General features: G+C 71.5%; 13 protein-coding genes. 7 read left to right on the top strand and 6 right to left on the bottom strand.

The genetic code is table 11. The features are described 5' to 3' along the window. The first annotated feature begins 29 nt into the window (after positions 1-29). On the top strand, positions 30-1,652 hold the full coding sequence (locus P6166_RS03170; protein WP_277763080.1) for an FMN-binding glutamate synthase family protein: 1,623 nt from the start codon (positions 30-32) through the stop codon (positions 1,650-1,652). Between the two features lie 13 nt (positions 1,653-1,665). Here the strand turns inward: P6166_RS03170 and P6166_RS03165 are convergent, their stop codons facing one another. Together P6166_RS03165 and P6166_RS03160 are read right to left on the bottom strand one after the other, a co-directional pair. Further along, positions 1,666-2,898, bottom strand: coding sequence for a TIGR03862 family flavoprotein (locus P6166_RS03165; protein ID WP_277763079.1), 1,233 nt, complete (start codon positions 2,896-2,898; stop codon positions 1,666-1,668). Continuing rightward, positions 2,895-3,335, bottom strand: coding sequence for an FKBP-type peptidyl-prolyl cis-trans isomerase (locus tag P6166_RS03160; RefSeq protein ID WP_277763078.1), 441 nt, complete (start codon positions 3,333-3,335; stop codon positions 2,895-2,897). The genes P6166_RS03165 and P6166_RS03160 overlap by 4 nt, the downstream gene beginning before the upstream one ends. Positions 3,336-3,394: 59 nt before the next feature. On the opposite strand from P6166_RS03160, the gene P6166_RS03155 reads away from it, so the two are divergent. The 3 genes from P6166_RS03155 to P6166_RS03145 all read left to right on the top strand — a co-directional run bounded on the left by P6166_RS03155 (position 3,395) and on the right by P6166_RS03145 (position 5,413). After that, positions 3,395-3,760, top strand: coding sequence for a DUF6164 family protein (locus P6166_RS03155; protein ID WP_277763077.1), 366 nt, complete (start codon positions 3,395-3,397; stop codon positions 3,758-3,760). 36 nt (positions 3,761-3,796) lie between these two features. Further along, on the top strand, positions 3,797-4,543 hold the full coding sequence (locus tag P6166_RS03150) for a sulfurtransferase (protein ID WP_277763076.1): 747 nt from the start codon (positions 3,797-3,799) through the stop codon (positions 4,541-4,543). Between the two features lie 222 nt (positions 4,544-4,765). After that, complete coding sequence (locus P6166_RS03145) at positions 4,766-5,413, top strand: response regulator (protein WP_277763075.1); 648 nt, start codon at positions 4,766-4,768, stop codon at positions 5,411-5,413. An 84-nt stretch (positions 5,414-5,497) separates the two neighbouring features. Here P6166_RS03145 and P6166_RS03140 read toward each other — a convergent pair whose 3' ends face one another. Next, on the bottom strand, positions 5,498-8,737 hold the full coding sequence (locus P6166_RS03140; RefSeq protein WP_277763142.1) for an Rne/Rng family ribonuclease: 3,240 nt from the start codon (positions 8,735-8,737) through the stop codon (positions 5,498-5,500). Positions 8,738-9,471: 734 nt separating this feature from the next. On the opposite strand from P6166_RS03140, the gene P6166_RS03135 reads away from it, so the two are divergent. Next, positions 9,472-10,395 (top strand): RluA family pseudouridine synthase, encoded by a 924-nt coding sequence (locus P6166_RS03135; RefSeq protein WP_277763141.1) that lies wholly within the window; start codon positions 9,472-9,474, stop codon positions 10,393-10,395. Between the two features lie 9 nt (positions 10,396-10,404). Here the strand turns inward: P6166_RS03135 and zupT are convergent, their stop codons facing one another. After that, a complete protein-coding gene (gene zupT / locus P6166_RS03130; protein WP_277763074.1) occupies positions 10,405-11,214 on the bottom strand; it encodes a zinc transporter ZupT in 810 nt (269 codons plus the stop codon). Positions 11,215-11,382: 168 nt separating this feature from the next. Between zupT and P6166_RS03125 the strand changes: the two genes are divergently transcribed. Next, positions 11,383-13,473: a pyrroloquinoline quinone-dependent dehydrogenase gene (locus tag P6166_RS03125; RefSeq protein ID WP_277763073.1), complete on the top strand. Its 2,091-nt coding sequence runs from the start codon at positions 11,383-11,385 to the stop codon at positions 13,471-13,473. A gap of 54 nt (positions 13,474-13,527) precedes the next feature. On the opposite strand, the gene P6166_RS03120 is transcribed toward P6166_RS03125, so the two are convergent. Further along, on the bottom strand, positions 13,528-13,947 hold the full coding sequence (locus tag P6166_RS03120; RefSeq protein WP_277763072.1) for an energy transducer TonB: 420 nt from the start codon (positions 13,945-13,947) through the stop codon (positions 13,528-13,530). 2 nt (positions 13,948-13,949) lie between these two features. After that, entirely contained in the window at positions 13,950-14,300 is a 351-nt protein-coding gene (locus tag P6166_RS03115; protein ID WP_277763071.1) for a 4a-hydroxytetrahydrobiopterin dehydratase, read from the bottom strand. An 87-nt stretch (positions 14,301-14,387) separates the two neighbouring features. Here P6166_RS03115 and P6166_RS03110 point away from each other — a divergent pair, with 87 nt between their 5' ends. After that, complete coding sequence (locus tag P6166_RS03110; protein ID WP_277763070.1) at positions 14,388-14,984, top strand: NfuA family Fe-S biogenesis protein; 597 nt, start codon at positions 14,388-14,390, stop codon at positions 14,982-14,984. Positions 14,985-14,994: the final 10 nt, after the last annotated feature.

Raw genomic sequence — 14,994 nt, 5'->3', positions numbered from 1 at the left:
CCGCGGCCAGACTTCCAAGAGAGGCATCGATGTACCGCTACCTGGCTTTCGCATTCTGCCTGTTGATGCTGGTGCTGTCCGTGGCGCTGGCGCGCTACTGGATCGCGTGGGATTGGGGCGTGGTGATCTTCGGGCTGCTGTGCGTCATCGGCCTGTGGGACATGCTGCAGACGCGCAGCACGCTGCGGCGCAATTACCCGGTGCTCGCGCACTTCCGCTTCGGCCTGGAATCCATCGGGCCGGAAATCCGCCAGTACTTCGTGCAAAGCGACCTGGACGAGGTGCCGTTCTCGCGCCAGCAGCGCGCCCTGGTCTACCAGCGCGCCAAGAACCAGATGGACGTGGTGCCGTTCGGCACGCTGCACAGCACGTACCGCGTGGATTACGAATGGATCAACCATTCGGTCGCGCCGGCGAAGATCGACTCGCACGATTTTCGCGTGCTGATCGGCGCGCAAAGCCGGCAGCCGTATTCGGCCAGCGTGTTCAACATCTCGGCGATGAGCTTCGGCGCGTTGTCGGCCAACGCGATTCGCGCACTGAACGAGGGCGCGCGCCGCGGGCACTTCTACCACGACACCGGCGAGGGCTCGATCTCGCCCTACCACCGCGAGTGCGGGGGCGACCTGGTGTGGGAAATCGGCTCGGGCTACTTCGGCTGCCGCGATGAGGCCGGGCGGTTCGACCCCGAGCGCTTCGCCGCCAACGCGGCCGACCCGCAGGTGAAGATGATCGAGGTGAAGCTCTCGCAAGGCGCCAAGCCGGGCCATGGCGGCGTGCTGCCGGCGGCCAAGGTCAGCGCCGAGATCGCCGCCACGCGCGGGGTGCCGATGGGCATGGATTGCGTTTCGCCGGCGGCGCACTCGGCCTTCGCCACGCCGATCGAGCTGCTGCAGTTCGTCGCCCGGCTGCGCGAGTTGTCCGGCGGCAAGCCCACCGGTTTCAAGCTCGCGCTGGGCCATCCGTGGGAGTGGTTCGGCATCGCCAAGGCGATGCAGGAAACCGGCGTGCTGCCGGACTTCATCGTCGTGGACGGCGCCGAGGGCGGCACCGGCGCGGCGCCGGCCGAGTTCGTCGACCATGTCGGCGTGCCGATGCACGAGGCGCTGCGGCTGGTGCACAACACGCTGGTGGGGCTGGACCTGCGCGAGCGCATCAAGCTCGGCGCGGCAGGCAAGATCACCAGCGCCTTCGACATCGCCAAGACCATCGCGATGGGCGCGGACTGGTGCAACGCCGGGCGCGGCTACATGTTCGCGCTGGGCTGCATCCAGTCGCTGAGCTGCCATACCGACCGCTGCCCGACCGGCGTGGCCACGCAGGACCCGCGGCGCTGGAAACACCTGGACCTGGCCGACAAGGCCACCCGCGTACACCACTACCACGAGAACACGTTGCGCGCGCTACGCGAGTTGCTGGCCGCCGCCGGTCTCAACGATCCCGCGCAGCTGGGCCCGGAGCACATCCTGCGCCGCGTGTCGGCGGTGGAGATTCGCTCGCTGGCCTCGCTGTACCGTTACCTGGAACCGGGCGAGCTGCTGCGGCACGCGCCCGACCACGCGGTGTTCAAGGATTTCTGGGCCGATGCGCGCGCCGATTCGTTCCAGCCGCCGGCGCGGGTGAAGGCGCTGCGCGAGAGCAAGTCGCGCTGAAGGCGCGCGCCGCTCAGGCGGCGGCGCGCAGCCAGTCCACCGCGCCGCGCCCGGCGCGCAGGCCGCTGGCGAAGCAGGCGGTGAGCAGGTAGCCGCCGGTGGGCGCTTCCCAGTCGAGCATCTCGCCGGCGCAGAACACGCCGGGCAGCTCGCGCAGCATCAGCGAGGCATCGAGCGCTTCCAGGCGCACGCCGCCGGCGCTGCTGATGGCCTCGGCGATCGGGCGCGGGCGCAGCAGGCGCAGCGGCAGGCGCTTGAGCGTGGCGGCGAGCACCGCGGCGTCGCCCAGGGCGGGCTTGTCGAGCACCTCGTGCAGCAGCGCCGCCTTCACGCCGCTCACGCCGGCCTGCCGGCGCAGGTGTTCGCTGAGGCTGCGGCCATTGCGGGCGCGCGCGAGGTCGGCGCGCAGCCGCGCCTCGTCGCGGCCGGGCACCAGGTCCAGGTAGAGCGTGGCCGCGCCGTCGCGTGCGATGACCTCGCGCAGGTCGGCCGCCAACGCGTAGACCAGGCTGCCTTCGATGCCATGCGCGCTGGCCACGCATTCGCCTTGCAGCGCATGCGCGTGGCCTTGCGCGTCGGTCCAGTGCGCAACCACGGGCTTGAGCGGCGCGCCGGCGTGGCGCTCGGCGAAGTAGGGCGTCCAGGCGATGTCGAAGCCGCAGTTGGCCGGCTGCAGCGGCGCGATGTCCACGCCGCGCGCGGCCAGCGGCGCTACCCAGGCGCCGTCCGAGCCCAACTCCGGCCAGCTGCCGCCGCCCATCGCCAGCGCGGTGGCGTCGGCCTGCGCGCGAACCTCCCCGTCGGGCGTGGCGAAGCGCAGCGCGCCGTCCGCGTCCCAGCCTTGCCAACGATGCTGCACGTGGAAGCGCACGCCGTCTTCCTTCAGGCGGCGTACCCACCCCCGCAGCAGCGGCGCGGCCTTGCGGTCGAGCGGGAACACGCGGCCAGAGGTGCCGACGTAGGTCTCCACGCCTTGCGCGCGCGCCCAGCCGCGCAGTGCGTCGGCATCGAAATCGCGCAGCCAGCCGGCCACCGCGTCGGCGCGCTCGCGATAGCGCGAAACGAACACCTCGAACGGATCGGAGTGGGTGAGGTTGAGCCCGCCCTTGCCGGCGATCAGGAACTTGCGCCCGACCGACCCCTTCGCCTCGTACACGTCCACCGCCACGCCGGCGCGGCAGGCGACCTCGGCGGCCATCAGGCCCGCCGGACCGCCGCCGACGATGGCCAGGCGCGGCGAACTCACTGCGGCTGCACCTGCAGCAGCTCGACCTCGAACACCAGCGAGGCGCCCGGCGGAATCACGCTGCCGGCGCCGCGCGCGCCGTAGCCGTAATCGGGCGGGATCATCAGCGTGCGCTTGCCGCCTTCGCGCATGCCGGCCACGCCTTCGTCCCAGCCACGGATGACCTGGCCGTCGCCGAGCGGGAAGGTGAACGCCTGGTCGCGGTCGCGCGAGCTGTCGAACTTCGGGCCATGCTTGTCGGCCTTGCGCTCGTCGTACAGCCAGCCGGTGTAATGCACGGTCACCTGATCGCCGGCTTGCGCGAGCTGGCCGTGGCCCGGCTGCGTATCGATGGCCTGGAAGGCGGCGATGCGGCCGCCGGGCGGCGGGCCCGGCGGCGCGCAGGCGGCCGGGGCGAGGGCAAGCAGGAACAACAGGCAGGTACGCAGCGGGGACATGGCGGCACGTCGCGGGAAAACCGCGATTATCGCATCGCCCGGCCGGGTATCATCGGCGCATGGCCAAGCTGCTCCTCAACCTGCGCAACGTGCCCGACGACGAGGCCGATGAAGTCCGCGCGCTGCTCGACGAAGCGAAGGTCGACTACTACGAGACCCGCCCCAGCATCTGGGGCATTTCCGCCGGCGGCATCTGGCTGCGCGAGCGCGACGATCACGCGCGGGTGAAGCCGCTGCTCGACGCCTACCAACAGCGTCGCGGCGAGACCGCGCGGGCGCGCCGCGCCGCCGAACTGGCCGACGGCAGCGGCGAGACCTTCGCCACGCTGTTGCGCACCCGGCCGCTGTTCGTGCTGGTGACCCTGCTGGGCATGCTCGCCGTCGCCGCGCTGGTGCTGCTGCCGTTCCTGCTGCTGTCGCGCTGAACCGGACGGGCGGCGCCCACCGGGTAGAATGGCGCGATGATCGTCAATACCGCCGCCTACCATTTCGTCGAGATCGCCGACCCGGACGCGCTGGCCGAGGCCGTGCGCGAACGCGCCGAGGCGCTCGCCCTCAAGGGCAGCGTGCTGGTGGCCGGGGAGGGCATCAACCTGTTCCTTGCCGGGCAGGCGCCGGACATCGAGGCGTTCTATGCCTGGCTGCGCGGCGATTCGCGCCTGCAGCCGCTGCACGTGAAGTACAGCCACAGCGAGGCGATGCCCTTCGCCCGGCTGAAGGTGAAGCGCAAGGCCGAGATCATCAGCTTCCGCCGCGACGACGCCTCGCCGCTGGCCGGCGAACGCGCGCCGGCCGTGGCCCCCGAGACCCTGCGGCGCTGGCTGCGCCAGGGCCACGACGACCGGGGCAGGCGCGTGGTGCTGCTCGATACGCGCAACCAGCAGGAGGTGGCCCATGGCACCTTTGCCGGCGCGCTGACCCTGCCGATCACCCGTTTCACAGAACTGCCCGGGGCCCTGGCGCCGCACCGCCCAGCGCTGGCCGATGCCACCGTGGTGAGCTTCTGCACCGGCGGCATCCGCTGCGAGAAGGCCGCGCTGTGGATGCAGGCCGACGGCATGGACAACGTGCTGCAGCTGGAGGGCGGCATCCTGGGCTACTTCGAGGCGGTGGGCGGCGAGGGCTACGACGGCCATTGCTTCGTGTTCGACGAGCGGGTGGCACTGGACCCGCAGCTGCGTCCGCTGCACGACCCGACACCGGCCTGAGCGCCAGCGCGGCCTAGTCCGATCCCCCTACCGGGCTATCCCTGAGCGCGCCAGCCCGCAGGACATGGAAACATGGAGATGTGGCGGGCGTTCCGGTTCAAGGGTCCGCCGCAGTGGATGGCTTCCCCACGGCCCGGCCATGCACCAAACTGGTTTCAGCTTGCCCCGCCCAATCGGGCGGTCTAGGCTGAATTGTTGGCTTACAGCGGGAATGACGCAGGGATGACCATCAAGGTTTTTCTGGTCGACGACCATGCGCTGGTGCGAACCGGCATGAAGATGATCTTGTCCAAGGAAGTGGACATCGAGGTCGTGGGCGAGGCCGACAGCGGCGAAGCCGCGCTGCCGCTCATCCGGCAGTTGCACCCCGACATCGTGCTGTGCGATCTGCACCTGCCGGGTGTCAGCGGGCTGGAGATCACCGAGCGCATCGTCAAGGGCGATCACGGCACGCGCGTGATCATCGTATCGGTGCTGGAGGACGGGCCCTTGCCCAAGCGCCTGCTCGAAGCCGGTGCGTCCGGCTATGTCGGCAAGGGCGGAGACGCGCACGAGTTGCTGCGCGCGGTGCGCGAAGTGGCGCTGGGCCGGCGCTATCTGGGCACGAGCATCGCGCAGAACATGGCGCTGTCGAACCTGGAAGGCGGTGCCTCGCCGTTCGACCTGTTGTCGCCACGCGAGCTGGAGGTGGCGCTGCTGCTCACGCAGGGCCTGCGCCAGGAAGATATCGCCAAGCGGCTGAGCCTGAGCGCCAAGACCATCAACACGCACAAGGCGCGCTTGTTCGAGAAGATCGGCATCCAGGACAGCATCGCGCTCGCGCGGCTGGCCAACCAATACGGGTTGCTGGACCCCACGCGCACGGTCTGAAGGGTTCGGGCCGCGCGCGAGGCAGCGGCACAGGACGCAAAAAGAAAGCGGCCCGAAGGCCGCTTTGCTTTACGAGCGATGGACTCAGACGATCGGCGGACGCGGCTGATCGTGCGCCTTCTCTACGTCCTCGCGGACCGCTTCGGACGCCGACTCGGGTGCCGAAGACGTATCCCTGGCTTCGGTCGCGGCTTCGGCCGTGGCGGCCTGCGCGGCGGCGTCGGTAGAGCCTTCGACCGGCGTGGCCGGTGCCGGTTCCACCACCGGCGTCGCGGCCGGCTCGGCCTGCGGCGTGGGGGTGACGGGCTCGGGCTCCCGTTCCACGGCCGGTGCCGCTTCCACGGCCGGGGCCGGCTCGCGCACCGGCTCGGCTTCCGCCGGGGCCAGCACATCGAGCAGGGTGGTCTGCACCGGCATGTAGGGCTTGGGTTCGTCCGGGGTCTGCGCGGCCTGCATGGTGACCGGCGCGGTGTCGGCCGGCGTGGTCTCCACGGGCGGCAGCACCTCGACCTTCGGCGCCTCAACGCTCGCGGCCTCGACCTTCGGCGCCGCGGCCTTCGGTGCCTCGACCTTCGGCGAATCGATCACCGGCACCGGCGCTTCGACCGGCGTCCGCACCGCGGTATCGACCGCACTGGTCTCGGCCGGCTCGGCGGACGGGGCAACCGGCTCGACCGGAGCCTGCGGTTTGTCGGCCACGACGGCCGGCGCGGCGACGGCGGCCACCGCCACCGGGGCCACCGGGGCACTGGCCTGCGGGCGCGGCTTGGCGGCGGGCGCGGGCGCGACTTCGTCGTCGAACTCGAACTCCGGCTGGCGGCTGGCTTCCACCGGCTCGGCGCCTTCGGTCAGGTCGGCATCGAGCTCGCTGTCCGCATCCTGCTCGTCGCCTTCGCCTGCGTCGTGCGCACCGGCTTCGGCGTTCTCGCCGGCACCGGCGCCGCCACGACGACGACGACGGCCACCGCGGCGGCCACGACGACGACGGCTGCCGCCTTCGCCGGAGGCATCATCGCCCTGGCCCGCGGCTTCCTGCGGCGCGCCCTCGGCGAGCGCTTCGTCGGCCGTGTCCAGCGCCGGGGTTTCGGCCAGCGGCGCGGTGTCGATCGGCTTGGGCGCGAGCACCGCCGGCTCGGCGGCGACCGGCGCGGGCGCGGTGACCGGCGCGGCGGCGGCCACCGCCGGGATCACCGCGGCGGCGGTCGCGACGTCTTCCACGCGCGGTGCGGCCTTCTGCTTCTCCTGCTGCGGGGCGCGCGGCGCTTGCGGCTGCGCGGGCTGCTTGGGCGCCTGCGGCTGCGCATTGGCGTTCTGCCCGGCGTTCTGCTGCGGCTGCTTGGGCTGCTTCTGCTTCTGGCCCTGCGGCGGCTGCGGGGACTGCTGCGGCTTCTGCTGGCCGGCTTGCGCCGGCTGGCCGTTGCCGCCCTGGCGCCGCTCGTCCTGGCGACGTTCCTCGCGGCGCGCCTCCTTGTTGCCACGGTTCTGGTTGCCGCCGCGGCCATCGCGCCGCGCGTTGCGGTCGCCGCGCTCGTTGCGGTTGCCGCCGTTGCGGTTGCCTTCGCCGCCCTGGGCCTGGCGCGGACGCTGGGCCGGCGCGGGGGCGGGCGCCGGTTCACCGGTGCCGAAGATGCGCTTCAGCCAGCCGACCACGCCCGTGGCGGCCGGCGCGGCCGGCGCCGCCACCGGGGCGGGCGCGGGCACCGGCTCCACCGGCTCGTCGCGTACCGGGGCCGGCTGGCTCGGCTTGATCGAGGTCACCGCCGGCGCGGCCGGGATGTTGAGTTGCGCCTTGGTCAGCGCGTGCACCGGCAGCTTGCGCGGGGTGCCACGCTGGTAGCTCGGCTTGCCGCTTTCCTCGCCCAGTTCGTTCTCGCGCAGGCGGGTGACTTCGTAGTGCGGGGTGTGCAGCTGCTCGTCGGCGACGATGATGATCGGCGCGTCGTGGCGCGTTTCGATCTCGCGCAGCGCCGAGCGCTTCTCGTTGAGCAGGAAGTTGGCGATCTCCACCGGGGCCTGCACCAGCACCTGCCCGGTGTTCTCCTTCATCGCGTGCTCTTCGGCGACGCGGATGATCGACAGCGACAGGGACTCCACGCTGCGCATGCGGCCATGGCCGTCGCAACGCGGGCACACGATCTGGCTGGATTCGCCCAGGCTCGGGCGCAGGCGCTGGCGGCTCATCTCCATCAAGCCGAAGCGCGAGATGCGGCCGAGCTGCACGCGCGCGCGGTCGTACTTGAGCGCGTTCTGCAGGCGGTTCTCGACCTCGCGCTGGTGCTTGGAGGAGGACATGTCGATGAAGTCGATCACCACCAGGCCGCCCAGGTCGCGCAGGCGCAGCTGGCGGGCCACTTCCTCGGCCGCTTCCAGGTTGGTCTGGAACGCGGTCTCCTCGATGTCGCTGCCCTTGGTGGCGCGCGAGGAGTTCACGTCGATGGCGGTCAGCGCTTCGGTCTGGTCGACCACGATCGAGCCGCCGGAGGGCAGGCGGACGTTGCGTTCATACGCGTTCTCGATCTGCGATTCGATCTGGAAGCGGTTGAACAGCGGGATGTCGTCCTTGTAGTGCTTGAGCTTGCGCAGGCTCTGCGGCATCACCTGCTGCATGAACTCGCGCGCGTCGGCGTACAGCTCGTCGGTATCGACCAGGATTTCGCCGATGTCCGCGCGCAGGTAGTCGCGCAGGGCGCGGATGATCAGCCGCGATTCCTGGTAGATCAGGAACGGGCCGGGCTTGGTCAGCGCCGCCTCGGCGATGGCCTTCCAGGTCTGCAGCAGGTAGTCCAGGTCCCACTGCAGCTCTTCCGCGTCGCGGCCCACGCCGGCGGTGCGGATGATCACGCCCATGTCGTCGGGGATGTTGAGCTTGTCCAGCGCGTCTTTCAGCGCGGCGCGGTCCTCGCCCTCGATGCGGCGCGAAACGCCGCCGGCCGAGGGGGAGTTGGGCATCAGCACCATGTAGCGGCCGGCCAGCGAGATGAACGTGGTCAGGGCCGCGCCCTTGTTGCCGCGCTCCTCCTTGTCCACCTGCACCACGATCTCCTGGCCTTCGCGCAGCAGTTCGCGGATGCCGGCCTTGTGGTGGTCCACGCCGGCCTGGAAGTAATCGCGGGAGATTTCCTTCAGCGGCAGGAAGCCGTGGCGTTCGGCGCCGTAGTCGACGAAGGCCGCTTCCAGCGACGGCTCGAGCCGGGTGATGCGGCCCTTGTAGATGTTGGACTTCTTCTGTTCCTTGGACGGCTGTTCGATGTCAATGTCGTACAGGGTCTGGCCGTCCACGATCGCCACGCGCAGTTCTTCCGCCTGCGTGGCGTTGATCAGCATTCGCTTCATTGTTGCGTTCCTCGCGCGCTGCTACCGCGCGGAACGCCATGGCGTTTCGCCTCTGGATCGGTTCGCCGATCCCTCGCGCGATGCGCGGACGGGGCCGGCTGGGCTTTCCAGCGCTACGACACCACGGCAGGCCGCGGGAGCGCTCTTTGTTTTTACGTTCTAGTTGCTATGGAACCGGCGGCCGCGTCCAGCGGGCTGGGGCGTCGCACGGGGCATGTTCAGCGCGGGTACCCGAGGTACCCGGCGATGGCGGGGCAGGCCGGCGAGCCGCTAACATGGCCGCCCCGGGGGCGGTGGCCGCGCACTGTGCCGGAATCGTCTAAAGCCGGGCTTTCGGCCCTGCGACTTCCAACGAAATCAAACCCTTATCTCGCCCGCCGAGTGTAACAGAATAAACAGCCGGAATGACCGACCCCCAACCCCCGCGGCCCGGCCGCAAGCCCGCCCGCCCCGCCGGCCAGAAGCCCGCGCGCACCCTGCGTGCGGTACAGGCGGCCAAGGCCGCCGCCAAGCCGGCGGTCGAACGCGAGGCACGCGCTGGCCAGCGCCCGGCGCCGGCTGCCTCGCGCCCGGGGCGCGGCCCGGATGAAGTCCGTCGCCCCGGCGTGGCGGCGCGTCCCGCGCCGGGCGCTGCGCATCGTCCGGAGAAGGCCGCCCCCCCGGTGGCCGCCGCGGGCGAGGCGCCGGCCGCGCCCGCCGAGCGGGCCCAGGCCCGCAATCTCACGGTGTCGGAAGATCGCGCCGGCCAGCGGCTGGACAACTTCCTGCTCGGCCAGCTCAAGGGCGCGCCGCGCAGCCTTGTCTACAAGCTGGTGCGCAGCGGCCAGGTCCGCGTGAACGGGGGCCGCGCCAAGGCCGAGCGCAAGCTGGAGGCCGGCGACGAGGTGCGCGTGCCGCCGCTGCGCGTGGCCGAGGAAGGCGAGAAGGCCATGCCGCCCGCGGCGTACATGGCGCGGCTGGAGGCGGCCATCGTGTTCGAGGACGCCCGCCTGCTGGCGCTCAACAAGCCCTCCGGGGTGGCCAGCCACGGCGGCAGCGGCATCAGTTTCGGCGCCATCGAGACCCTGCGCGCGCTGCGCCCGGGCCAGACGCTGGAGCTCGTGCACCGCCTGGACCGCGACACCTCCGGCCTGCTCATCGTCGCCAAGAAGCGCTCGGCGCTCACCGAGCTGCAGGCGCTCATGCGCGAAGGCGACAGCGAGGAGGGCCGTGGCATCGCCAAGCGCTACCTCACGTTGCTGGTCGGCCGCCTGCCGGACGGGGTGATGACGGTGGATGCGCCGCTGCACGTGGGCCTGCGCCAAGGCGGCGAGCGCCACGTGCAGGTGCGGCCGGAGGGCAAGCCCTCGCTGAGCCATTTCCGCGTGCTCGAACGGCGCGGCGGGCATTCTTATTGCGAGGTGCGCATCGAGACCGGGCGTACCCACCAGATCCGCGTGCACGCCCAGCACCTGGGGCACCCGGTGGCCGGCGACGACAAGTACGGCGAGGAGGCGGTGAACAAGCGCCTGCGTGACCAAGTGGGCCTGCGCCGGCTGTTCCTGCATGCCGCCTCGCTGGAGTTCGCGCTCGATGGCGGGCAGACGCCTTACGTGCTCAACGCGCCGCTCGCCCCGGAGCTGGCCGAGGTGCTCGAGCGCCTCGGCTGAGCCACCCGCTCACCACTTGAACAGCACCAGGCTGATGGCCAGCGTCGCCATGCCGCCGACCAGGCCGTACACGGTCTCGTGGCCCTTGGCGTAGCGCTTGGCGGCCGGCAGCAGTTCGTCCAGCGCCAGGAACACCATGATGCCGGCGATCACCCCGAACACCGCGCCGAACACCGCCGGGCTGAGGAAGCGGGACAACAGCAGGTAGCCGATCAGCGCGCCCAGGGGCTCGGCCAGCCCCGAGACCAGGCTGGCGATGAAGGCGTAGTCCTTGCGATGGGTGGCGAAGTACACCGGCACGGCGATGGCGATGCCTTCGGGGATGTTGTGGATCGCGATGGCCAGGGCCAGCGGCATGCCGACCGAGGGGTTGTCGAGCGTGGCGAAGAAGGTCGCCAGGCCCTCGGGGAAGTTGTGCGCGGTGATCGCCACGGCGGTGAGCAGGCCCACGCGCTTGATGTAGGCGCGGTTGTCGTCGTGGAAGGCCGGGTCGTCCACGCTCAGGCCGTCGTGCGGGTTGGGCACGAAATGGTCGATCAGCACGATCAGCCCCATGCCGCCGAGGAAGGCGGCGGTGCCGGCGGCGAACCCCCACTGCGGGCCATAGCTTTCCGAGAACGAGGCGATGGATTTGCCGAGGATCTCGGTCAGCGAGACGTAGACCATCGCGCCCCCGGCGAAGGCCAGCCCGAAGGCCAGCAGGCGCGGGTCCGGCCGGCGGGAGAAGATCACCATCAGGCTGCCGAGCCCGGTGGCCAGGCCGGCGGCGAGCGTGACGGCGAGGGCGATCCAGACGGCGGAAGGGAAGAGGGTCGGCACGGGCGCAGTATGCGGGGCGCGGGTGAAGGCGGCGAGGTGGTTCCGGGCGCTGCATCGGCCCCGGCGGCCCCGCGGTTCGTCCCCCAGGGACCGCGTTTCGTCACATCGCGCCCCGACCCCGCACGGCCGGCCGCCACACTGCGTGGCCTATCGGACATGGAGCGGGATATGGACTGGCATCGGACCGGCGCACGCGGCGCCCTCGTCGTATTGGCCCTGGCGGCGGCCACGGGCGCGGCCAACCCGGGCACGCAGGGCGACTGGGCGCACTACGCCGGCGCGCCCGGCGGCGGGCAGTATTCGCCGCTCACGCAGATCACCGCGGACAACGTGCACCGGCTGCGCATCGCCTGGTCGTTCCGCACCGGCGAACTCGGCGCCGGCCTGCCGGACCCCGAGCGCCGCCGCTTCGAGGCCAACCCGCTGGTGATTGGCGGACGCATGTACCTCAATACCGGCACCGGCATCGCTTTTGCGCTGGACGCGGCGAGCGGGCGCGAGCTGTGGTCGCACGATGCGAAGGTCGCGCGCGACCGTGCCTACAGCGATCCGGCCTCGCGCGGCGTGAGCTTCTGGCGCGATCCGCGGGCCGCGCCCGGCGCGCCGTGCCGCGAACGCATCGTCTACGGCACGCTGGACGCGCGGCTCATCGCGGTGGACGCGGCCGACGGCAAGCCGTGCGCGCAGTTCGGCAGCGCCGGCCAGATCGACCTGCGCCAGGGCGTGGCGATCCGCTCGGCCCCCGACGCGCGCTGGCAGAACTACGCGGTGACCTCGCCGCCGGTCATCGCCGAAGGCGTGATGGTGGTGGGCAGCTCCATCGGCGACAACCGCGCCAGCGCGTTGGAGCAGGGCGTGGTGCGCGGCTACGACGTGCGCGACGGCCGCGAGCTGTGGCGCTGGGACCCGGTGCCACGCGATCCGGCGCAGGCCGCCGCGCAGGGCTGGGTGCCGGCGCAGGCGGCCACCGTGGGCGCGGCGAACGCCTGGGCGCCGTTGTCGGTGGACCCCGCGCTGGGCCTGGTCTACGTGCCGACCGGTTCCGCCAGCCCGGATTACTTCGGCGGCGAGCGCACCGGCGACAACCGCGATGCCAACTCGCTGGTCGCGCTCGACCTGCATACCGGCCGTCGCGTCTGGGCGCAGCAACTGGTGCACCACGACCTGTGGGATTACGACCTGGCCTCGCAGCCGGCACTGGCCACCGTGCAGACCGCGCAAGGCCCGCGCGAGGCGGTGTTGCAGGCGACCAAGACCGGCTTCCTGTTCGCCTTCGACCGCCGCACCGGCGCCCCGGTATTCCCGATCAGCGAAGTGCCGGTGCCGGCCTCCGACGTGCCCGGCGAACATGCCTCGCCCACGCAGCCGATGCCCGAGCCCGCGCTGCGCCTGTCGCGCATGACGCCGGTGACGCCCGCCGACGCCTGGGGCCCGACGCCGGGGGAGCGCCGCGATTGCGAAGCGCAAATCGCCCAGCTGCGTTCGGAAGGCATCTTCACCCCGCCGAGCGTGCGCGGCACGATCGCGCTGCCGGGCTGGGCCGGTGGCGTGAACTGGGGCGGCATCGCCATCGACCCGCAGCGCCAGCTGGCGATCCTGCCGGTGACCGACCTGCCGATGCAGGTGGCGTTGATCCCGCGCGAACAGTTCGACTGGGACGACAGCGCGCATTACCCCGGCCAGGAATTCAACAGCATGGACGGCACCGCCTACGGCATGCGCCGTGGCGTGCTGAAGTCGGCCAAGGGCACGCCGTGCGTGGCGCCGCCGTGGGGCCGGATGGTGGCCGTGGACCTGCGCACGCGCCAGGTCGCCTGGGAGCGCCCGCTGGGCACGCTGGAGGAAACGCTGCCGTGGCTGCCGCTGGAAGCGGGCCTGCCGATTCTCGGCGGCGCGACCGCCACCGCGGGCGGCGTTACCTTCATCGGCGGCTCGGGCGATGCGCGGCTGCGCGCGCTGGATACCGCCACCGGCAAGACGCTGTGGGATGCCAAGCTGCCGGCCGGTGGGCAGGCCACGCCGTCGGTGTACGCGGTGGCGGGGCGCCAGTACGTGGTGATCGCCGCCGGTGGCCGCGAAGGGCTCGGCCCGATGGGCGACTACGTCATCGCCTACGCGCTGGACGGGCAGGGCGAGGAGGTGGTGTTCCAGCATGGCGTGGCGGTGCGCATGGCCGTGCTGGCGAGCGCCGCGCTGCTGCTGCTCGGCGGTGCCGTCTGGGGGCTGCGTGCGCTGTGGCGGCGTCGCCGGCGGCGCTGAAAAATGCAACGCCCGGCGCAGCGCCGGGCGTTAGCAGTGGCCGTGCCGCGGCGCTCAGCCGCCGCGCTTGGCGCGTTCCTCGATGGCGAAGCACTCGTCCGGCTTGGGCACCGGCGGCTTGAAGTCCACCGGCACCTGGATGGTCTGCGCCACCGGCTGGCCGTTGCGCGTGGCGGCGCGGAACTTCCATCCGCGCACCTTCTCCTGCGCCAGCTGGTCCAGTTGGGTCTGGCCGCTGCTCTTGACCAGCGCGACCTCGGTCGGCGTGCCTTCGGTGCCGACGGTCACCTTCAGCACGGTCTGGCCACCGGCGCCGGCGCAGGCCAGCTCGATGGGATAGGCCGGCGGCGGGGTCTCGATGGCCGCCAGTTCGGTCGGCGCGACGGCCGGCGCGGCGGGCGCCTCGGATTTGCCGCAGGCGGCGAGGGCCAGCGCGGCGAGCGCGGGCAGGGCGATCCGGTGGGTCTGGTGCATCGTCACACTCCTGGGTCGACGAGGGCGGAGGCCTTGGCCGCGCAGATGAAGTCGTTCTCGCTCAGGCCGCCGACATCATGGGTGGAAAAGCGGACCACGGCGCGGTTGTAATGCACGCCCAGGTCGGGGTGATGGTCTTCGCCGTGGGCGATCCATGCCAACGCGTTCACGAAGGCCATGGTTTCGTAGTAGTTGTCGAAGGGGAAGGTCCGGGTGAGGGCGTTGCCGCCTTCGGCCAGTTCCCAGCCGGGGACCTGGGGCAGCAGTTCCGCCAGTCGCGCTTCGCCCAGCTTGTGCTCGGTGCCCTTGCGCGGCAGGCAATGCGCCCGCTGTAGGGGAATCAGGTCTGTCATGGGGAAGTCCTCGCGGTAACGGAAGATGCCGGGCGACGCGTGCACGGACTGCATGGGGCGCTGGCGCTACAGGGGTAGAATAACCAAATGATCCAGATATCCGACAAAGCGCAGGGCCACTTCCGCCGCCTGATCGAACGCGAGGGCGTGCCCGGCATGGGCGTGCGCCTGAGCGCCATGGACCCCGGCACGCCGCGCGCGGACGCGCGCCTCGAATTCGCCGAGCCGGCCGACCTGGCCGGCGACGAGTGGGCGGTGGATTGCGAAGGCTTCACCCTCTACATCGCCGCCGACAGCGTGCAGTGGCTTGACGGCGCCGAGATCGACTACGTCACCCAGGCCACCGGCAACCAGCAGCTCACCATCAAGGCGCCCAAGATCAAGGGCGAAGCGCCGGGCGATGCCGCCTCGCTGGTGGAACGCGTGCGCTGGGTGGTGGAGAACGAGATCAACCCGCAGCTGGCCTCGCACGGCGGGCGCGTGGCGGTGCAGGAAGTGTCCGGCGACGGCGTGGTGCTGCTGCGCTTCGGCGGCGGCTGCCACGGCTGCGGCATGGCCGACGTGACCCTCAAGCAGGGCATCGAGAAGACGTTGATGGGGCGCGTGCCCGGTGTGACCGCGGTGCGCGATGCCACCGACCACACCACCGGCGATGCGCCCTACATTCCGCGCGACGCGGCCTGACCTGACCGCG

It is taken from the genome of Stenotrophomonas sp. HITSZ_GD (genome assembly GCF_029543105.1).
Classification (GTDB): Bacteria; Pseudomonadota; Gammaproteobacteria; order Xanthomonadales; family Xanthomonadaceae; genus Stenotrophomonas_A.
The sequence above is the reverse complement of the archived record's forward strand: the minus strand, read 5'-3'. Positions and strand labels throughout refer to the sequence as shown.